We start from the raw sequence: 18454 nt of genomic DNA, 5'->3' as shown, positions 1-18454 counted from the left end.
CAATATTCTCATCTGTACAGATGTAGTTGATTCTTCTTACGCTGAAGCTCAGAGGTCCGCGATGAAGCAGAGGAGAGCGTGATGTCGGCTGAGGAGACGGAAGTCGTCGTCGTCGGAGCAGGGCAAGCCGGGATCGCGATGAGCGAGCACTTGAGCAGGCAGGGCATACTGCACCTCGTGCTCGAGCGGCAGCGCATCGCCGAGCGCTGGCGCTCCGCGCGCTGGGACTCCCTGGTGGCGAACGGGCCAGCTTGGCATGACCGTTTTCCCGGCTTGGACTTCGAACTGCCGTTGGACGGCTTCGCCTCCAAAGAGCAGGTGGCGGACTACTTCGTCGCCTATGCGGAAAAGATCGACGCGCCGATCCGCACGGGCGTGGAAGTAACGGCTGTGCAGCGTCATAGCGGCCGGCCCGGGTTCTGGGTGGAGACCTCTGCGGGGACTATCTCAGCCAGGTATGTGGTGGCCGCGACAGGACCTTTTCAGCGCCCGGTCATTCCCGCCGTCATCCCGGAAGAAGCGGGCATCCATCAGATCCACTCCAGCGCCTACCGAAATCCGGAGCAGCTGCCAGAAGGCGGCTGTCTCGTAGTGGGCGCGGGCTCCTCGGGCGTGCAGATCGCTGATGAGCTGCAGCGCTCAGGGCGCCAGGTCTATCTGGCTGTCGGCCCGCACGACCGACCGCCGCGCAGCTACCGGGGCCGGGACTTCTGCTGGTGGCTGGGAGTCTTGGGCCACTGGGAGGCGACGACTCCGGCAGCTGGGGCTGAGCATGTCACAATCGCGGTCAGCGGGGCCCGGGGCGGTCATACCGTCGATTTCCGAGCCTTGGCCGCTAATGGCGTGACCCTGCTGGGCCGGGCCGAGTCCTTCCGGGACAGCACCGTGTATTTCGCTCCGGATCTCGAGGTCAACCTGGCCAGGGGAGACCGGAGCTACCTCTGCTTGCTCGACGAAGCGGACGCTTATATCGTCCGCAACGGACTGGACCTGCCGGAAGAGCCAGAGGCCAGGGTCTTCGCCGCCGAGCCGGATTGCGTCACAGACCCGATCCGGAGCATCGACCTTGAGGCTGCAGGGGTCTCCTCGGTGATCTGGGCCACCGGATTCGCTCTGGACTACAGTTGGCTCCAGGTTCCTGCTTTCGACCCGCAGGGGCGCCCGGTACACCAGCGGGGGGTCGCTCAGGAGCCCGGTATCTATTTCCTGGGCCTGCCCTAGCAGTCCCGTCGAGGGTCGAGCTTCATCTGGGGCGTCTGGTACGACGCGCAGTATCTGGCAGATCAGATCGCTATTCAACGCAGCTATCAGTCCTATCAACCTCAACCGCATTCTTCTGCTTCGTCCCTGGCACCACCGTCCTGCGCTGAAACGCCCTCTGCTGAGTTGGCGTATGAACAACAGTCCGTATCGATGAACTCCGGAGCAGTGTAATGCCGACGCACACACGTATTCGCCCTTTCAATACCCGAGAAACTTACCCCGAGCAGAACCTCGATAACGATCTCTGCCAGGCAGTTGTCGCCGGAGGAGTGGTTTACTTGCGCGGGCAGATCGGTCAGGATCTTGAGACCCGGGAATCGGTGGGCATCGGAGACGTCACCGCACAGGCTGAAAAAGCGATGGCCAATATCGCGATGCTGCTCGAAGAGGCCGGGTCCTCACTCCAGAACATCGTCAAGGTGGTCGTGTATCTCACCGATCCTCGGTACCGGGAGCCGGTATATCAGGTCATGGGCCGTTGGCTATCCGGTGTCTTCCCGGTTTCCACGGGTCTTGTCGTCAGTGCTCTGGCGCGCCCGGAGTGGCTCGTCGAAATCGATGCCATCGCGGTTCTCAGCTCGGCGAGCCCAGCACCTTCGACAGGAGAGGAAGTATGACATTCTCGCTCGTCGCCACAGATGCCTCCGGCGCGCTGGGCTCGGCGGTGTGCTCATCGTCTCAGGCTGTTGCTGCCAGGTGCATTCATCTTGCAGATCATCTCGGTGCAGTGAATTCGCAGAACATCACTGATCCGAGACTCGGGCCGATGCTGCTGGAGCTCTTGGATTCCGGTGCCACGGCGGCCCAGGCGCTGACAGAACTCGTCGAGACCACAGAGTATATGGAATTCCGGCAGCTCCTTGTGGTCGATGCGGCGGGGCGTGCGGCTGCTTTTTCCGGGGAGCGGTCCCTGGGAGTCTTCGGCGATGCCATCGGAGACGGTGTCGCAGCCGGCGGCAACCTCCTCGCCGATCCCGATATTCCACAGCGCATGATCGAGGCTTTCGAAGGAGCCACAGGAGACCTGGAACTCCGACTGCTCGCAGCGATGCGGGCTGCTCAAGCAGCCGGTGGGGAAGCCGGGCCGGTGCACTCTGCCGGCCTGGCTGTGGTCCGAGAGGCGGGCTGGCGAGTCACCGACCTCCGTGTGGACTGGACTAATGCCGACCCTGTCGATGAACTGACCGCTGTGCTGACGCGCTGGCTTCCGCAGCGCGATGATTACGTTGACCGTGGCTTGCACCCCGCGAAGGCTCCTGCCTACGGGGTTCCAGGTGATGACTGATCCGGCCGCTGCGCTCGCAGACAGTCCACGGACAGCCGCGCTCAAAGAGGCAGCCGAGAAGGCCGTCCTCAGCCAGTCTGCTGCGCTGATTGCGATCTCTGAGAGCCTGCACTCGCATCCGGAGACCGCGTGGCAGGAGTACCGTGCTGCCGGGTGGGTGGGGGATGCGCTCAGCGCAGCCGGGTTCCAGGTGAGCCTGAATTATCTCGGCCTGGAGACCGCGCTTCTGGCCGAAGTCGGAGACGGTCCCGTGATCATCGGATTGATGGCTGAATACGATGCGCTCCCAGGCCTGGGGCATGCCTGCGGACACAATTTGATAGCGGCCAGCACCGTTGGCGCCGGTGCCGCGCTGGCCCCGCTAGCCGATGAGCTCGGCATCACCGTGCGGGTCTATGGAACCCCGGCGGAAGAGGGTGGCGGCGGGAAGATCGAGATGATTGACGCGGGAGCGTTCAAGGATCTCGATCTGGCGATGATGGTCCACCCGGCACCGGTAGACGTTGCTGAGGCGCGTCCTTTCGCGGTGGCGCATCATCACATCGCCTATGACGGCGTCTCCGCGCATGCGGCGGCGTACCCGGATCAGGGAGTCAACGCCAATGATGCCTTCATCGTCGCGCAGGTCGCTCTCGGCCTGCTCCGGCAGCAGCTCCCCGCGGATACCAGAGTCCACGGCATTCAAACGGTCGGCGGATCGGCGCCGAACGCTATCCCGGAGCGCACCGAGGGGCGCTGGTACGTGCGGGCCAACACCCTCGCAGAGCTGGAGGAGCTGGAGCAGCGGGTGCGCAAATGCTTCGAGGCCGGTGCCCTCGCCACAGGCACTCGGCTCAGCATCACTCCGGAGTCACGGCCCTATGCTGAATTCCGCACTGATCACAGATTGCTGGATTTCTACCGTCGTAACGCTCAAGCCCGGGGCCGGGTTTTCGCCGCCGCGGATACCGCGAGCAGGATGAACCGGGCCTCGACCGATATGGGCAATGTGTCTCAGCTGGTTCCTGCGATTCATCCGTACATCGGCGTGGATTCCCTGCCCTACAGCAATCATCAGAAGGAGTTCGCGGAGGCCTGCCGCGGCCCGGCGGCGGAGAAAGCGCTGCTCGACGCCGCGGTATTCATGGCCTGGACTGTGATCGACGCGGTCACCACCTCATCGACTGAGTCAACCGACTCGATTGACTCAGCGTAGTTCCGCATCAATCTGCTCGACCCGGATAACCCCGTTCAGGAGGAACGATGACTACCACGAATCGCAACGATACCGACTGGGGCGCCCGTAGCCTGGAGCTCGCCATCGATGGCCGAGCAGTGATCGACGGCAGCCGCAGGGAGACGGGCGGGGCCAGTGTCAGCTCAGCGATCAGCCCGGGGTCCTTGCGGCCTATCGCTGAGCTGCATGAAGGAACGGATCAGGATGTCGACCTCGCCGTCTCGGCGGCACGGCAGGCTTTTGCGGACCGTCGCTGGAGCGGGATGAGCGCTGCAGAGCGGGGGCGGATCCTGATCCGCCTGGCGGATCTGCTGATGGAGAACCTCGATGAGCTGGCTCTTCTGGAGACTTTGGATTCGGGGGAGCCGATAGCGCAGACCCGCGTCGTCGACATTCCGGGTTCGGCAGAGACGTTCCGCTGGTACGGCGAGCTCGCCGATAAGCGCTTCGATGAGATCCCGGAGACCCCAGCAGGGTCCACCGCCCTGGTGCGCCGGGTTCCGCGAGGCGTGGTGGGTGCGATCGTGCCCTGGAATTACCCTCTCGAGATCGCCTCCTGGAAACTGGCGCCGGCGCTGGCCGGAGGGAACTCAGTAGTGCTCAAACCAGCCTGGGAGACTTCCCTGAGCGCGCTGCGCCTTGCCGACCTGGCGCTGGAAGCGGGGATTCCGGCCGGGGTGCTCAACGTTGTTCCCGGCCGCGGTGCGACCACCGGCAGCCGGATCGCGCGGCACCCGGATGTCGATGTTCTGGCTTTCACCGGATCCACCGCGGTAGCGCATCAGCTGCTCATCGACTCCGGACAGTCGAATATGAAACGGCTGGTGCTGGAGGCGGGTGGGAAGAGCGCTAATCTGATCTTCGCCGATGCCGACCTGCCCGCCGCCGCGGCGAAAGCGGCCTTCGGTGCTTTCTATAACCAGGGGCAGATCTGCTCGGCGAACTCCCGCATCCTGATCCAGCGGGAGGCACAGCAAGAATTCCTGGATCTGCTGGTTGCTGCGGCCAGAGACTATGAGCCCCGCGACCCCCTGGCGGCGGAAGCTGGCAACGGGAGCCTGATCAGTCAAGCGCATACCGATTCCGTCCAGGGCGCCATCCAGCGCGCGGCGGCGGACGGCACCCTGCTCAGCGGGGGAGAGCGCCTGACCATCACCGGTTCAGACGCCTACCTGCGCCCCGCTATCGTCACCGGCCTCGCGGCGGATCATGAACTGCATCGCAAAGAGATTTTCGGCCCGGTCGTCGCCGTGCTCCCTTTCGATACCGAAGCTGAAGCCATCCGGTTAGCGAATGACACCGATTACGGACTGGCCGCTTCGCTCTGGACCACGGATCTGTCCCGGGCGCACCGGGTCAGTGACCGTCTGGTCGCCGGTACCGTCTCGGTCAACACCGTCGATGCGCTGGGCCTCACCACGCCTTTCGGCGGCTTCCGGCAATCCGGCTTCGGCCGGGATCTCTCCCGGCACGCGCTGGACAACTACACAGACTGGAAGACCACGTGGATTCAGCACGGAGCATAGTGGTCCCACAGGTGCTAACGACCGCTCAGCGGCTGTTAACACCTGCGGGTTCAGTCGTTATGTAGCTGCGGATCAGCGCGCATCCCCGTGAGGCCGTGCCAGGCCAGGTTTACCAGATGCGCTGCTACGGCCTGCTTATCCGGTGAGCGGGCATCCAGCCACCACTGGCCGGTCATCGCCACCATGCCGACGAGCATCTGCGCGTACATCGAGCCGTCCGCGGGAGCGAAGCCGCGTCGATCGAACTCATCGGCCAGGATGTGCTCCACTCGGGCTACGATCCGGGACAGGAGCGTTGAATAGGCGCCTTCCGGTTCCGCCGGCGGCGAATCGCGAACCAGTATTCGGAAGCCGTCGCTGTGCTCTTCGATGTATCCCAGTAGGGCCAGGGCAGCACGCTCGATGAGCACCCGAGGGCCGGCGTCGTCGGTGCGGGCCAGGGCATCCGTCATGACCTGCAGCAGCAGCGCGGACTCCTTGTCCACCACTTCCCGGTAGAGCCCTTCTTTCGAGCTGAAGTGCTCGTAGATGATTGGCTTGGTGACCCCGGCGGTGGCCGCGATCTCCTCGATCGTGGTTCCGTCGAGTCCACGGCTGGCGAACAGCGACCGACCGATCCCAATGAGTTGTTTCCGGCGTTGCGGCCCGGTCATTCTAGCCCGGGTTGGCGTGGCACCGTCCTCGCTGCCAGCTGAGCCCGCCGGGGTGTGCAATGGAATAACCATGCTTCCATCATGTCAAGTGCGTTGCCGATCCCCAAGTACTACTGAGCTTTACGCGTGGCTGTCGCAGAGGTGAGCCGCTCGGGGCCTACTGGTCAGTAGGCGCCGGCTCATGCGAGCCCGCTGCCGAGTCGCGCGGCCAATGCGATACATGGCAAACTAAAGGGTCGTATCTGTGCAGGATTCTGTGTGTCTGAGGATTCGTGGATCTGTGAAATCATGGTTCTGCGCAAATGCGGTCCGCCTTGGTGTAATCGGCAGCACCCCGGCCTTTGGAGCCGTGGAGTCTAGGTTCGAATCCTAGAGGCGGAACGAGAAAGTCGCCGGAAATCGTGCCGAGTGAGGAGCGCCCGATTTGAGCCCTATGCCCGCTGATACGAGCTCAGCAGATGCCAATGCCTGGCCGGACGCAGAGGCGTCGGGTGCTTCCGCTCCCACGGTGATCGTGCTGGCGGCGGGTGCTGGCACTCGGATGAAATCCCGCACTCCTAAAGTTCTGCATGAGATCGGCGGGCTGCCGCTTCTAGGCCATGCGCTCGTGGCAGCGCGTGGAGTTCAGCCCGCTCGGCTTGCGGTCGTGGTTCGGCATGAACGGGAGCTGGTGGCTGCCGCTGCTGCCGAGTTGGATCCGGAAACCCTGATCGTCGATCAAGACGAGGTTCCCGGTACTGGCAGCGCCGTGCGTGCGGCTGTCCGGGCGTTCTCTGAGGCCCGAGCCGGCCAGCTTGAAGGTACCGTGTTGGTCAGCTACGCCGATGTTCCCCTGCTGAGTGCTGAGCTGCTGACGGAATTAGTTGCAGCCCACGAGCGCGATACCAACGCCGTCACGGTGCTCACGGCGCAGGTTCCGGACCCCACCGGGTACGGCCGGGTGCTCCGTTCCGCCGACGGTTCGGTGACCGGTATCCGGGAACACAAAGATGCCAGCGCCGAGGAGCTTGCCATTCAGGAGATCAGCTCCGGGATCTATGCCTTCGACGCCGTGGTCCTCAGCGAGGCCCTGGGCCAGCTCACTACCGATAACGCGCAGGGCGAGCTGTATCTGACCGATGTGCTGGGCATCGCCGCAGCAGCCGGTGGCCGAGTGGCCGCGATGAGGACCGATGACATCTGGCAGGTCGAAGGCGCTAATGACCGCGTCCAGTTGGCGGCGCTCGGGGCCGAACTGAACCGCCGGACCCTGGAGAAGTGGATGCGTGCCGGAGTGACGGTGGTGGACCCGCAGAGCACCTGGGTGGATACCCGGGTGCGCCTGGCCGAAGACGTCACCCTGTTGCCGGGAGTGCAGCTGCACGGCGAAAGCGCTGTGGAACGCGATGCGGTGATCGGGCCGGACTGCACGCTCAGCGATGTTCAGGTCGGCGAAGGCGCCACCGTGACTCGCACCCACGGTACTGAGGCGATCATCGCAGCAGGCGCTAAAGTCGGCCCCTACAGCTATCTGCGTGCTGGCACCGTACTGGGCGAGGCAGGCAAGATCGGCGCTTTCTATGAGACCAAGAACGTGCGGATCGGCGCCCGCAGCAAACTCTCCCACCTGGGCTACGCCGGGGATGCCGATATCGGCGAGGACAGCAATATCGGTTGCGGCAACATCACAGCAAATTATGACGGGGAGAAAAAGCACCGCACCGTGATCGGCTCCGGAGTGCGCACCGGTTCAAACACCGTGTTCGTGGCTCCCGTGGTAGTCGGGGACGGCGCGTATTCTGGCGCGGGAGCGGTGATCCGCAAAGACGTGCCGCCCGGTGCGCTGACCCTGTCCGTCGCCGCGCAGCGGAACCTGCCTGGCTGGGTGACCGAGCATCGTTCCGGCAGCGTTTCTGCAGAGGCGGCACAGGCCGCGCTTGCACAGCAGGACGCATCGGATCAAACCCGAGACCAATCCCCTGAGTCCCTTGAAGATCCGGCTGAGACAGAAGAGAGCCAGCGCTGATGAACGAGATCACTGTACGCGGAGAGAAGAAGCTGCTTCTGGCCTCAGGCCGGGCGCACCCGGAACTGGCACGAGAGATCGCCGCAGAACTGGGCACGGACTTATTGCCGGTGGATGCCTATGACTTCGCCAACGGGGAGATCTACGTGCGTGCGGCGCAGAGCGTGCGCGGCGCCGATGTCTTCGTGCTGCAGTCCCACCCCGCGCCGATGAACAACTGGCTCATGGAACAGCTGATCCTGGTAGATTCGCTCAAACGCGCTTCAGCGAAGCGAATCACCGTGGTCTCTCCGTTCTATCCGTATGCCAGGCAAGACAAGAAGGGGCGCGGACGTGAGCCGATCTCCGCGAGGCTCATCGCAGACCTGTATAAAACCGCGGGTGCGAACCGGCTGATGAGCGTCGATCTGCACACCTCCCAGATCCAAGGCTTCTTCGACGGTCCGGTGGACCACCTGATGGCCATTCCGTTGCTAGCCGATTACATCCGCGGCAAAGTTAACGTCGATGAGATCACCGTGGTGTCACCGGACACCGGCCGGGTGCGGGTCGCTGAGCAGTGGGCTGAGCGCCTCGGCGGAGCGCCGCTAGCCTTCGTGCACAAGAGCCGGGATCTGACCGTGCCGAACCAGGCTGTATCCAAGCAGGTGGTGGGAGATATCGCCGGTCGTACCTGCGTGCTGATCGATGACATGATCGATACCGGCGGCACGATCGCCGGAGCGGTCCAAGTGCTCAAGGACGCCGGTGCCCGGGACGTGATTATCGCGGCGACACACGCCGTGTTCTCCGGCCCGGCAACGGAGCGGCTGGCCTCGTGCGGGGCCCGGGAAGTCGTGGTCACCAATACCCTGCCGATTCCCGATGCAGCGCGTTTCGACACCCTCACCGTGCTCTCCATCGCGCCGCTCATCGCGCGGGCTATCAAGGAAGTCTTCGAAGACGGTTCGGTGACTTCGCTGTTCGACGGCAAAGCCTGAGCGGACCTGAATGGCAGGGCGCTCTTGCCGTCTTGTTATACTGAATGAGTACCCTGGCGAGGGGGAGGCCGCAGCAATGCGATTGACGGCATTCCCCGTGATCGACACGGTCTTGACTTCTCAGTGATCAGCCTGCAGAGCTGTGCCTGAGCGGTTTCGACAGCATGATCTCATCGAAGATCCCGATCCCGCCGTAACTGAGAAGGAGAGCAATCATGGTTGATAACAAACTTGCCGCCCAGCTGCGCACCGAATTCGGTAAAGGCGCTGCTCGCCGGGCCCGCCGCGATAACCTCATCCCGGCGGTCATCTATGGTCACGGCGAAGACCCCGTGCACATTGTCTTGCCGGAGCTGGCGACCGCCCGCGTGGCCCGGAACGCCAACGCCCTGGTAGCCATCGACCTCGACGGCAAAGAGCACCTGACTCTGATCAAGGACATTCAGCGGGATCCCGTGCTCCAGATCATCGAGCATATCGATCTGCTCACCGTGCGCCGCGGCGAGAAGGTCACCGTGGATGTCCCCGTGACCGTTGAGGGCGAGCCCGCACCCGGTGCTGTTGCCAACCAGGAAGCAACCACGGTGAGCATCGAAGCCGAAGCGACTGATCTGCCGGATAATCTGCTGGTGAGCGTCGAGGGCCGCGAGGCTGGGGCCCACGTCCTGGCATCTGATCTGTTGCTGCCCAAGGGCGTGGCCCTGTTGGTTGATGCGGACACTCTCATCGTCAACGTTGCCGAGCCAGAGGAGCAGGACCTGGGCGAGGAGGGCGAGGAAGAGCCGGCGGCGACTGAAGAGTCTGCCGAGTCCGAAGCTGAGGGCGAGGCCGCCGAGTAATCAGCCGGCGGCTTCCTTCACCGTACGCATCGTATGAGCGACACTTGGCTGGTAGTCGGGCTCGGTAACCCCGGGCCCGACTACAGTCATACCCGGCACAATATCGGTTTCATGGTGGCCGATGAGCTCGCTGGGCGTCTTCAGGTGAATTTCCGGGTGCATAAATCCAGAGCGCTTGTTGCGGAAGGCCGCCTCGGCCCCGGCGGCCCCAAACTCGTCCTGGTGAAACCACAGACGTACATGAACCTTAGCGGTGGTCCGGTAGCCGCGCTGGCTAAATTTTTCGATATCCCCGCGGAGCGGGTCATCGCCGTTCATGATGAGCTGGATATCCCCTTCGACACCATTAAGCTCAAACTCGGCGGTGGTGAGGGCGGCCATAACGGCTTACGCCATATCGCCAAGGCTCTGGGCACTAAAGACTTCTACCGGGTTCGGGTCGGCATCGGACGTCCCCCGGGTCGCTCCGATGCCGCAGGTTATGTGCTCAAGCCGTTCTCCGCAGCAGAACGCAAAGATCTGCCTTTTCTCGTGCAGGCCGGAGCGGATGCAGTGCAGCTGCTCATCGAGGCCGGGCTGGTCGCAGCTCAGCAGAAATTCCACGCCCCGGCCGAATAACAGAGTCGGCTTCCGGTTCGTCTGATTCACTCCAGCGGCACTCGCCGCGAGGTGTCAGGGGCGGCCGAGGCTCCGATACGTCCAGCCGGCTGCACGCCAGGCGGTAGGGTCTAGCACATTGCGGCCATCAACGATCTTCTTGCCGCTGACCTTCCCGGCCAAGGTGACCGGGTCGAGTTCGCGGTACTGATTCCACTCGGTGAGTAGTACCACGATATCCGCCCCTTCCAGGGCCGCATCCATATCTGCTTCATAAGCCAGGGTGGGGAAGCGCTGTGCGGCATTGGGAATGGCTTCCGGGTCTGAGACCGTGACGGTAGCCCCCTGCAGCTGCAGCTGCGCGGCGACATTCAGCGCAGGTGAATCGCGGACGTCATCGCTATCCGGTTTAAACGCGGCGCCTAGGACGGTGACTCGCTTACCCAGCAGCGGCGCAGCAGCGGACGCGCCGGGTTCGGCGAAGAGCGAGCGGACGAGTTCTACCAGTTTGATGCGCAAGCGCATATTGATGGCATCGACCTCTTTGAGGAAGGTCAGGGCCTGATCCGCGCCGAGCTCACCGGCCCGGGCCATGAACGCCCGGATGTCTTTGGGCAGGCATCCTCCGCCGAAACCCAGCCCGGCGTTGAGGAACTTCCGGCCGATTCGCTCATCCATGCCGATGGCATCCGCGAGCATGCTGACATCCGCTCCTGCGGCATCGCATACTTCAGCCATGGCGTTGATGAAGGAGATCTTGGTGGCGAGGAAGTAGTTCGCGGCGACCTTGACCAATTCGGAGGTCGCGTAATCCATCAGCAGTCGCGGGGTTCCCGCGGCCATCGGCTGTTGATACACCTTGTCCAGGAGCTCAGCTGCTTGTGCCCCGGAGTTACCGGTGGGCAGGCCGTACACCAGGCGATCCGGTGCCAGGGTGTCCTTGACCGCATGGCCTTCACGCAGAAATTCGGGGTTCCAGGCCAGAATCGCTCTGGGGGCGGTCTCCGCCAGCCGATCGGAGATGCGCTGTGCCGTGCCCACCGGAACGGTCGATTTGCAGACCGCCACTTCGCCACTGCCCAGATACGGGGCGAGCGCCTCGAAGGCAGCATCGACATAGCTCAGATCGGCAGCATAATCCCCTTTGCGCTGAGGAGTGCCGACGCAGACGAAGTGCACCTGGCAGCCCGCGACATCGGAGATGTCGGTGGTGAAGCTCAGCCGGCCGCTCTGCGCACCCTCGCTGAGCAGTTCGGGCAGCTGCGGCTCGAAGAAAGGAGCTCGCCCAGCTCGGAGTTCGGAGATCTTCGCTTCATCGACATCGACGCCGATCACTTCATGCCCTAATTTGGCTAACCCCGCAGCATGCACAGCACCCAGGTACCCGCAGCCGATCACCGAAATCTTCATGACCATACCTATTGTTATTTCGCCCCAATAATGTCCATAGCTGGACATTTTTTTACCTTACACTCCGCATCATTGATGAGCGAGCTGCCGAACCCGCCGCGGATTCGGTAGCCAGCGCCGGATTCCCGGGGTCCTCCGGGATGAGGTACGGCGGCAGACTCCGGCCCGGATGACATGAAGATCACATAGCGCATGCCTGAGCAAGGTTCCGGCGTGCAGCGGAAGGTGGGAGAATGATTAAGTTCGCTGCGCCGGTCAGCGATCAGATGCCAACAGCTCGTATCAGGAAATACCAAGGAGTCCAGTGCCCGCAGTAACGCAAGCGGCAGCCTCCGGGCATCCACAAGTCATGTTAGCGTCGACGGACGTCGAACGAATCCGTCATGACTTCCCGATTCTGTCGCAAAAAGTCAACGGCAAGCCGCTGACCTACCTGGACTCCGGGGCCACCTCGCAGAAACCACTCAGCGTGCTGGAGTCGGAGCAGGAATTCTACGAGCAGCGCAATGCCGCAGTGCACCGCGGCGCCCACTGGCTCGCGGCGGAGGCCACAGAGGCTTATGAAGCAGCCCGTCAGGTAGTGGCACAGTTCATCGGGGCCGATGAGCGGGAGCTGGTCTGGACATCCAACGCCACCGAAGCGCTCAATTTGCTCGGTTACTCCTTCTCCAACGCCAGCCTCCCGGGGGCCCCGGAGGCTTCGCGTCGTTTCGCCATGGGCCCGGGCGACGAGATCCTGGTTACGGAACTGGAGCATCACGCCAATCTGATTCCCTGGCAGGAGCTGGCACGCCGCACGGGCACACGGCTGCGCTATATCCCGATCACCGATCAGGGGGACCTGGACCTGGAGCAGGCCGCTGTGCTGCTGGGCCCGCAGACTAGAGTGCTCGCGCTGAGCCACGCCTCCAATGTCTTGGGAAGCATCACGCCGGTCGCTCAGCTCACTGCCCTGGCCAGGCGAGCCGGTGCGCTGGTCGTCCTGGACGCCTGCCAATCCGTGCCTCACTTGCCAGTCGACGTCAAAGCCCTGGACGTGGATTTCGCGGTGTTCTCCGGGCATAAGATGCTCGCCCCGACCGGGATCGGCGGGCTCTACGGGCGCTCTGAGCTACTAGCCGACTTGCCGCCTTTCCTCACTGGCGGCTCCATGATCACTTCGGTGACCATGGAATCCGCAGGGTACCTTCCGCCGCCGCAGCGCTTCGAGGCCGGGACGCAGCGGATATCGCAGACCATTGCGCTTTCGGTAGCGGTCAATTACCTTGCCGAGACCGGTATGCAGCGGATCGTCGGTTGGGAAGCGCATCTGGGGCAGCGTCTGGCCCAGGGGCTGCAGGAGATCCCGGGAGTCCGTCTGCTCGGCCCGAAGGCCGGCCAAGAACGTCTCGGCCTGGCGGCCTTCGACGTTGCGGGCGTCCACGCCCACGATGTAGGCCAGTTCCTGGACGACCGAGGCATCGCCGTGCGGGTGGGCCATCACTGCGCCCAGCCGTTGCACCGGCGGCTGGGGCTGACCGCGAGCGTACGGGCCAGTACATATCTCTACACCACAGAAGCGGAAGTCGACGCCTTCCTCGAAGCGGTGGCCGACGTCCGGGGATACTTCGGTACAGCGGATCAGACCGGAAAAGAGGAGCGGGCGTGAGCACCGGACTCGATGCGTTGTACCAGGAGATCATCCTGGAGCACTCCAAAGCCAGGCACGGTGCTGTGCCACCGGGTTCAGGGGTCATGACAGCTGGGATCCCCGCCGGGGCCGCGCACGCCGAATCCCACCAGATGAACCCCGTCTGCGGAGATGAAATCACCGTTCGGGTCGATGCAGTAGGGGACGAGGTCGCGGGGATGGTCTGGGACGGGGTGGGGTGCGCTATCTCGATGGCGTCGGCCTCGGTGCTCAGCGATCTCCTGAAAGGCCTGAGCCGAGCTGAAGCCCAAGAACTCATAGGGCACTTCCGGCAGATGCTCCGCTCCCGGGGACAGGCCTCCGACGGCCAGGAACTGGTGGAGCTCCTGGGTGAAGCCGCGGCCTTCGCGGGAGTCGCCCGGTACGTTGCGAGGGTCAAATGCGCGATGCTGGCCTGGGTCGCTGTTGAGGCCGCGCTGATGCAGCTCGAGTCGGGTACGACTGCTTGACGTGCTGCACAAAAATAGCTGATCGGCAGGGCAGATCTAGCCGGTGAGGCATATCACATCATGGTCATGGTGCCTACCGTGAAGAGTAAAGACCGCTTCAACCGGCTGTCTTGAACACTCGGATCAGAACTAAGGGGCCGGATCATGAATAAAGTAGCCAAGGCATCCGTAGCGGCGGGAATCGCGGGCCTGCTTCTGCTGGGCAGCGGAGGAACCTAGGCCATCTGGCAGGACAGCAAAGGCATCAACGCCGGCCAGATCTCCACGGGGCAGCTCAAACTGGTCCTGGGCGCCACGGGCGCTTGGAAAGACGTCTCCACCGGCGTGACCGGAGCGCTGACGATCGACCCGGCGACGTTCAAACTGGTTCCGGGCGACACCATCAAATTTAGCCAGAACCTGACGGTCAACGCGAGCGGAAATAACCTCAAGGACAGTGTGGGCATCGACCAGAACTCTCTGCAGACCGCTATCCCGGATGCATGGAAGCCCTATATCACCGTCAGCGTGGTTGCCGAGAACCTACCGAGCGGAATGACTCAGACCGGCGGAACAGTGCAGATCGATGCACCCGGTGATTACACCTTCGATGTCGGAGTCACCGTGGCCTTCGCCAAAGGCGGTACCGGTTCGGCCACTGATGACGAACTCGTCCAGAACCAGACCGCTAACCTGAGCGGCTTGGCCGTCTCACTCCAGCAGATCCGCTGACCGGCCCGGCAGGTCCGCTGAGATCATGAAAGTCTTCCGGATACGCCGTTTCCCAGTGCTTGCAGCCGTCGCTGCAACCGCTGTTCTCGCCGTGACCAGCGTGATGCTCTCCACTCTGGACAGCACAGCTGCGCTCTGGCAGGCCCAGAGCCGGATCTCCCCAGGCAGCATCAGCACGGGGAACCTGATGGTACTCAACGGCAATACAACGCGTCAGAGCAAAGACTTCCAGCTCAGCGAGTTCTCTGCGGATTCCCTGGCCCCCGGTGCCACCCGGCAAGCAGCCGTAGTGATCAAGAACGCCGGGAGCACCCCGTTCACGGTCAATCTCTCCGGGATCCGGGGCATCGCCAACGCTCAGGGCTCGCTTCTACTCGATCAGTTCCAGCTCACCATACGGTTGGTGAACGACGCGAACGGCTGCCCCACGGGCACCGCAGTGAGTAGCGGCGAGATCCTCTACCAGGGCCCGCAAGGGGGCGGTGCCGCTTTCACTCGGACTCCGCGCCTGGCTCTGGGCGAATCGCTTTTCCTCTGCCTGCAAGGGCAATTGCCCGGGAGCGCATCGCAGCCCGGTGGCCCGGCGAACTTCCAGCTGAGCTTCGGGTTTCTAGCGGAGCAGAGCTCATGACCGCGCAAGCCGTTATCGACAGTGTCCCTGCCGAGGACAAAGAAGGGGCACCCCGGGGTCTAGCCGCAGGGGGCAGCCGGCGCGGGCCCTTGCATCGGCTGAGCCGGATCTTCGCCTGGTGCCTCCTGTTGGTGCTTCTTGTTCTGCTCGCCGTCACGGTGATCGCGCCGCGTATGGTCGGTGGAGAATCCCTGACCGTTCTGAGCGGTTCGATGCGCCCTTTGCTGCAGCCCGGTGACCTCGCCGTCATCAAGCCGATCAGCCCGGAGGAGATCGGCCTCGGCACCGTGATCAGCTATCAGCTGCGTTCCGGTGAGCCGGAGCTCGTCACTCATCGGGTGATCGGGATGCTCGTGGGTGCGGGGGCTGGCGAGCGCCGATTCCTCACGCAGGGAGATGCCAACCAGAGCGTTGATTCGCAAGCCGTACGCGCCGTGCAAGTCCGCGGTGAACTCTGGTACTCCTTGCCCTGGCTGGGTTATCTTAGCGCGGCGGTGAACCCCTGGAAGCCGACGCTGCTGGTGGTATCGGTGACTGCCCTCTTTGGATATGCGGCAGGGATGGGCCTAGGGGCTGCGCGGGACGGGCTGCGGAACCAAAGCAAAAGTGGTCAAAAGCAGCAGTCCCGGCATCGCGCAGCCGTACCTGCCCTGCTGCTTATTGCGCTCGGAACCGGTTCTTCCGGATTCTGGAATGCGGCCCCTGCTGCACAGGCGGCACCTGCGGAGCGCCTGGAGCTGAGCAATGACGGTGCCGTGTGGGGCCCGGCTCTGACCGAGGCTGTTCTGCCCGAGGGGCAGCGGCTGATACCAGGAGAGCAGTTGACCAGGGATTTCTGGGTGCGGAATGCCTCCGCCGCTCCGGCTGATCTCACGGCTGTACTCAGTGCTCAGACCTGGCGCTCCCGCATCGCCTCGGGAGACCTCGTAGTGACTGCCACCGCCCGGGGTGCCTCGCATCGCCTGGATGACAGCGGCCAGGTGCTCTTCCCGGTAGCCGCGGGGGCCGTCGAGCGCATCGTCCTGACGGTGCACCTCAAAGAAGAAGCTGGTCCGGAAACCCAGATGCTGTCGCTGCCGCTCGGGCCCGATCTCGGCTTGCGGCAGGACGTGTCCGCGTCCACAACCAATTCAGGAAATCCAGCACCCCCGGCGGCCTCAGAGGGTTCGGCGCTCGCCGGCACGGGTTGGCCGGGCAACGTATGGATACTGGGCGCCGGTGCACTTCTGATCGTCGGAATGCTCCTGGCCAGGAGTGGGAAGTCCGCGGCAGGCCGCTACCAGAGGAGAAGAGGAATCAGATGATGGTCCGAGGACAACGTGGTCGCCATGCGCTCACGGGCGCAGGATGGCGCAAGTGGCTCACCCAGCATTCCCTCCAAGTGCGCTCAGTGCTGGCCCTGGGCGTTTTCGCAAGCTTCGGTGCGGTGGGAACCTTAGCCGCCTGGCAAGACACCAGCACCGTGACCTCGGGGAACTTCGCTGCGGGAACTATCGACCTGACGCTCAAGCAGAGCTCTGCTTCGATGCTGGGTGCTGTCGGGCTCAACCAGCCCTACTCCTTCAGTGACTTCAGCGGGAGCAATATGCTGCCGGGTGGTGCCGCGGTATTCAAACAGCTCACGGTGTCTAACGGCGGTACCTTGGACTTCGGCTACACTATCGCGGTGAGTGGCAGCGGAGCCCTGGCCGCCGATACCGCTGGACTGAATATCGGCATCTACGCCACGGCCACTTGCACCGCGACGACGAGCACCGGGCAGATCTACAGCGGTAAAGCGGGTGCGGCCGCCACTGCGGCACGAACGCTCAGTGCCGGTGCCAGCGAACCGCTGTGCGTCCGGGCGTGGCTCGACGCCAGTGCTCCTAGCAGCCTGCAGAACCAGAGTGCCAGTATGGTCTTCAATTTCGCCGCGGTACAGCGATGAAAGCCGATGAAGCGGTGCGTGCCGGGACTACGGTGCGCCAAGAAGATCTCCGGCCGAGATCTCTGGGTCGAAAGCACTCTGCCGGCAGAGCACCTGAGACCGTGTATCGGGCACTGCGCCGGATCTGCAGTCTGTTGCTGAGTGCGGCCGCGGTGCTCGGTGGATTTTCTCTTCTCGCCGTACTACTGCTGATGCTGACGGGCACGACCCCGGTGATTTTCCATTCCGGATCCATGGCTCCGGAACTTGATATCGGCGCATTGGCACTGGTGCGCACTGTTCCGGCTAACGAGCTCCAGCCCGGGGACGTCGTGAGCGTGATCAATGCCAGCGGTCAGCGGATCACGCACCGGGTGCTCAGCATCGAGCACCCGTCGAACAGGCAGGGCACAGCACCGGAGGCAGGGGCGGTGCTTCAGCTCAAAGGAGACGCTAATCCGCTTCCTGATCCCACGGCCTACCCCGTACAGGATGCTCAGCGCGTATTCTTCTCGATTCCGGCGGCCGGTTATGTGCTGGCTGCCGCTCAGAGTCCTGCTGCGGTTTTCACCGGGGGTGCGCTCGCTGCACTGGTGGTTTTCTTCGTTTTACGTCCCGCCGGGCACGCCACGCGCCGGGTGCAGGAACAGGGCCGGCACAAGGCCAGGACTCGCGGCCGGGGCCGGGCGATTGCCGCCGGTATGTTGCCGGTGCTCGCCGTGGCACCGCTGCCGCTCCTCGCGGGCTTTCCGTCGACGGGTACTTTAGCCGCTTTCGGGGATTCCAGTGCCGCAACGTCCGGGGTGCTTCGGGCCGCTCAGCTCAATGATGTTCCCGGGGCGATCGATTGCCGGGATAGCTCCCCGAACTCCACCGTCTCCTGGAACCCTGCACCGGCACTGCCTGTGGAGGGCAGCTATGCCATCCAGGTGGTCAGGCTGAAAACTGATGGCAGCGTGGATAAGGTGATGGGCTATGTCGGGACTACCGGCACTAGTTACACCTTCGGTCCCGAGGGGGCGCTGTTAGGGCTTCTGAGTGGTCCTACGCGTTTCCGTATCGATATTCTCGCGGTGGTGACAACGAGCGGAACCGTGACCAGCGACGGCAGTAACATTCTCTGGTCCTCACCTGTTTCCAGTGAGGCTACCCGCAGCGTGTACAACTACCCGGGAGTGCTGCTGGGGCTCGGAGCCCGGACGCAGTGCGCCCCCGGCTAGGGACTAGCCGGGGGCGCACTGTCGGATGAGCGCGGAGTCGAATTATATAGAATCTAACTCGTCTTGAGCCCGT

General features: G+C 63.5%; 18 protein-coding genes and 1 tRNA gene. 17 read left to right on the top strand and 2 right to left on the bottom strand.

The genetic code is table 11. From position 1 onward, the window contains the following. Positions 1-81: 81 nt before the first annotated feature. The 5 genes from C501_RS12755 (at position 82) to C501_RS0106860 (ending at position 5290) form a co-directional block, all read left to right on the top strand. Positions 82-1221, top strand: a complete 1140-nt coding sequence (locus tag C501_RS12755; protein ID WP_018134894.1) for a flavin-containing monooxygenase — start codon at positions 82-84, stop codon at positions 1219-1221. A gap of 212 nt (positions 1222-1433) precedes the next feature. Further along, a complete protein-coding gene (locus C501_RS0106875) occupies positions 1434-1880 on the top strand; it encodes a RidA family protein (RefSeq protein ID WP_018134893.1) in 447 nt (148 codons plus the stop codon). Further along, positions 1877-2548: a DUF1028 domain-containing protein gene (locus tag C501_RS0106870; protein ID WP_018134892.1), complete on the top strand. Its 672-nt coding sequence runs from the start codon at positions 1877-1879 to the stop codon at positions 2546-2548. The genes C501_RS0106875 and C501_RS0106870 overlap by 4 nt, the downstream gene beginning before the upstream one ends. Continuing rightward, positions 2541-3743: a M20 family metallopeptidase gene (locus tag C501_RS0106865; RefSeq protein ID WP_018134891.1), complete on the top strand. Its 1203-nt coding sequence runs from the start codon at positions 2541-2543 to the stop codon at positions 3741-3743. Before C501_RS0106870 ends, C501_RS0106865 begins: the two co-directional genes overlap by 8 nt. 47 nt (positions 3744-3790) lie before the next feature. Further along, on the top strand, positions 3791-5290 hold the full coding sequence (locus tag C501_RS0106860) for an aldehyde dehydrogenase family protein (RefSeq protein ID WP_018134890.1): 1500 nt from the start codon (positions 3791-3793) through the stop codon (positions 5288-5290). A gap of 50 nt (positions 5291-5340) precedes the next feature. On the opposite strand, the gene C501_RS0106855 is transcribed toward C501_RS0106860, so the two are convergent. Next, on the bottom strand, positions 5341-5943 hold the full coding sequence (locus C501_RS0106855; protein ID WP_018134889.1) for a TetR/AcrR family transcriptional regulator: 603 nt from the start codon (positions 5941-5943) through the stop codon (positions 5341-5343). Positions 5944-6251: 308 nt separating this feature from the next. Here C501_RS0106855 and C501_RS0106850 point away from each other — a divergent pair. The 5 genes from C501_RS0106850 (at position 6252) to pth (ending at position 10385) form a co-directional block, all read left to right on the top strand. Next, positions 6252-6324 (top strand) — tRNA-Gln (locus C501_RS0106850). 52 nt (positions 6325-6376) lie between these two features. Continuing rightward, on the top strand, positions 6377-7948 hold the full coding sequence (glmU, locus tag C501_RS0106845; RefSeq protein WP_018134888.1) for a bifunctional UDP-N-acetylglucosamine diphosphorylase/glucosamine-1-phosphate N-acetyltransferase GlmU: 1572 nt from the start codon (positions 6377-6379) through the stop codon (positions 7946-7948). Continuing rightward, a complete protein-coding gene (locus C501_RS0106840) occupies positions 7948-8928 on the top strand; it encodes a ribose-phosphate diphosphokinase (protein ID WP_018134887.1) in 981 nt (326 codons plus the stop codon). Before glmU ends, C501_RS0106840 begins: the two co-directional genes overlap by 1 nt. Positions 8929-9143: 215 nt before the next feature. Continuing rightward, on the top strand, positions 9144-9767 hold the full coding sequence (locus tag C501_RS0106830) for a 50S ribosomal protein L25/general stress protein Ctc (RefSeq protein ID WP_018134885.1): 624 nt from the start codon (positions 9144-9146) through the stop codon (positions 9765-9767). Positions 9768-9800: 33 nt separating this feature from the next. After that, positions 9801-10385 (top strand): aminoacyl-tRNA hydrolase, encoded by a 585-nt coding sequence (pth, locus tag C501_RS0106825; protein WP_018134884.1) that lies wholly within the window; start codon positions 9801-9803, stop codon positions 10383-10385. Between the two features lie 54 nt (positions 10386-10439). Here the strand turns inward: pth and C501_RS0106820 are convergent, their stop codons facing one another. Continuing rightward, positions 10440-11774: a UDP-glucose dehydrogenase family protein gene (locus C501_RS0106820; protein WP_026174697.1), complete on the bottom strand. Its 1335-nt coding sequence runs from the start codon at positions 11772-11774 to the stop codon at positions 10440-10442. A gap of 349 nt (positions 11775-12123) precedes the next feature. On the opposite strand from C501_RS0106820, the gene C501_RS0106815 reads away from it, so the two are divergent. The 7 genes from C501_RS0106815 (at position 12124) to C501_RS13565 (ending at position 18381) form a co-directional block, all read left to right on the top strand. Then, complete coding sequence (locus C501_RS0106815) at positions 12124-13422, top strand: aminotransferase class V-fold PLP-dependent enzyme (protein WP_018134882.1); 1299 nt, start codon at positions 12124-12126, stop codon at positions 13420-13422. Then, entirely contained in the window at positions 13419-13913 is a 495-nt protein-coding gene (gene sufU, locus C501_RS0106810; protein ID WP_018134881.1) for a Fe-S cluster assembly sulfur transfer protein SufU, read from the top strand. The genes C501_RS0106815 and sufU overlap by 4 nt, the downstream gene beginning before the upstream one ends. Before the next feature lie 222 nt (positions 13914-14135). Next, positions 14136-14624 (top strand): alternate-type signal peptide domain-containing protein, encoded by a 489-nt coding sequence (locus tag C501_RS0106805; RefSeq protein ID WP_083906564.1) that lies wholly within the window; start codon positions 14136-14138, stop codon positions 14622-14624. A gap of 25 nt (positions 14625-14649) precedes the next feature. Then, positions 14650-15255, top strand: coding sequence for a hypothetical protein (locus C501_RS0106800; RefSeq protein ID WP_018134879.1), 606 nt, complete (start codon positions 14650-14652; stop codon positions 15253-15255). After that, positions 15252-16559, top strand: coding sequence for a signal peptidase I (locus C501_RS13570; protein ID WP_018134878.1), 1308 nt, complete (start codon positions 15252-15254; stop codon positions 16557-16559). Before C501_RS0106800 ends, C501_RS13570 begins: the two co-directional genes overlap by 4 nt. Then, a complete protein-coding gene (locus C501_RS0106790) occupies positions 16556-17182 on the top strand; it encodes a SipW-dependent-type signal peptide-containing protein (protein WP_156807677.1) in 627 nt (208 codons plus the stop codon). Before C501_RS13570 ends, C501_RS0106790 begins: the two co-directional genes overlap by 4 nt. Beyond that, the gene (locus C501_RS13565; protein ID WP_018134876.1) at positions 17179-18381 is read left to right on the top strand and encodes a signal peptidase I; all 1203 of its coding nucleotides are present in this window, start codon (positions 17179-17181) and stop codon (positions 18379-18381) included. Before C501_RS0106790 ends, C501_RS13565 begins: the two co-directional genes overlap by 4 nt. The last annotated feature ends 73 nt before the right edge of the window (positions 18382-18454 follow it).

Source organism: Acaricomes phytoseiuli DSM 14247, assembly GCF_000376245.1.
Classification (GTDB): domain Bacteria; phylum Actinomycetota; class Actinomycetes; order Actinomycetales; family Micrococcaceae; genus Renibacterium; species Renibacterium phytoseiuli.
This window is presented reverse-complemented; position numbering and strand designations above follow the sequence as displayed.

Excerpts from the sequence above, each read along its gene's own strand:
- C501_RS12755 (WP_018134894.1), top strand. The coding sequence starts at position 82 with ATGTCGGCTGAGGAGACGGAAGTCGTCGTCGTCGGAGCAGGGCAAGCC.
- C501_RS0106875 (WP_018134893.1), top strand. The coding sequence starts at position 1,434 with ATGCCGACGCACACACGTATTCGCCCTTTCAATACCCGAGAAACTTAC.
- C501_RS0106870 (WP_018134892.1), top strand. The coding sequence starts at position 1,877 with ATGACATTCTCGCTCGTCGCCACAGATGCCTCCGGCGCGCTGGGCTCG.
- C501_RS0106865 (WP_018134891.1), top strand. The coding sequence starts at position 2,541 with ATGACTGATCCGGCCGCTGCGCTCGCAGACAGTCCACGGACAGCCGCG.
- C501_RS0106860 (WP_018134890.1), top strand. The coding sequence starts at position 3,791 with ATGACTACCACGAATCGCAACGATACCGACTGGGGCGCCCGTAGCCTG.
- C501_RS0106855 (WP_018134889.1), bottom strand. The coding sequence starts at position 5,943 with ATGACCGGGCCGCAACGCCGGAAACAACTCATTGGGATCGGTCGGTCG.
- glmU (WP_018134888.1), top strand. The coding sequence starts at position 6,377 with ATGCCCGCTGATACGAGCTCAGCAGATGCCAATGCCTGGCCGGACGCA.
- C501_RS0106840 (WP_018134887.1), top strand. The coding sequence starts at position 7,948 with ATGAACGAGATCACTGTACGCGGAGAGAAGAAGCTGCTTCTGGCCTCA.
- C501_RS0106830 (WP_018134885.1), top strand. The coding sequence starts at position 9,144 with ATGGTTGATAACAAACTTGCCGCCCAGCTGCGCACCGAATTCGGTAAA.
- pth (WP_018134884.1), top strand. The coding sequence starts at position 9,801 with ATGAGCGACACTTGGCTGGTAGTCGGGCTCGGTAACCCCGGGCCCGAC.
- C501_RS0106820 (WP_026174697.1), bottom strand. The coding sequence starts at position 11,774 with ATGAAGATTTCGGTGATCGGCTGCGGGTACCTGGGTGCTGTGCATGCT.
- C501_RS0106815 (WP_018134882.1), top strand. The coding sequence starts at position 12,124 with ATGTTAGCGTCGACGGACGTCGAACGAATCCGTCATGACTTCCCGATT.
- C501_RS0106800 (WP_018134879.1), top strand. The coding sequence starts at position 14,650 with ATGAAAGTCTTCCGGATACGCCGTTTCCCAGTGCTTGCAGCCGTCGCT.
- C501_RS13570 (WP_018134878.1), top strand. The coding sequence starts at position 15,252 with ATGACCGCGCAAGCCGTTATCGACAGTGTCCCTGCCGAGGACAAAGAA.
- C501_RS0106790 (WP_156807677.1), top strand. The coding sequence starts at position 16,556 with ATGATGGTCCGAGGACAACGTGGTCGCCATGCGCTCACGGGCGCAGGA.
- C501_RS13565 (WP_018134876.1), top strand. The coding sequence starts at position 17,179 with ATGAAAGCCGATGAAGCGGTGCGTGCCGGGACTACGGTGCGCCAAGAA.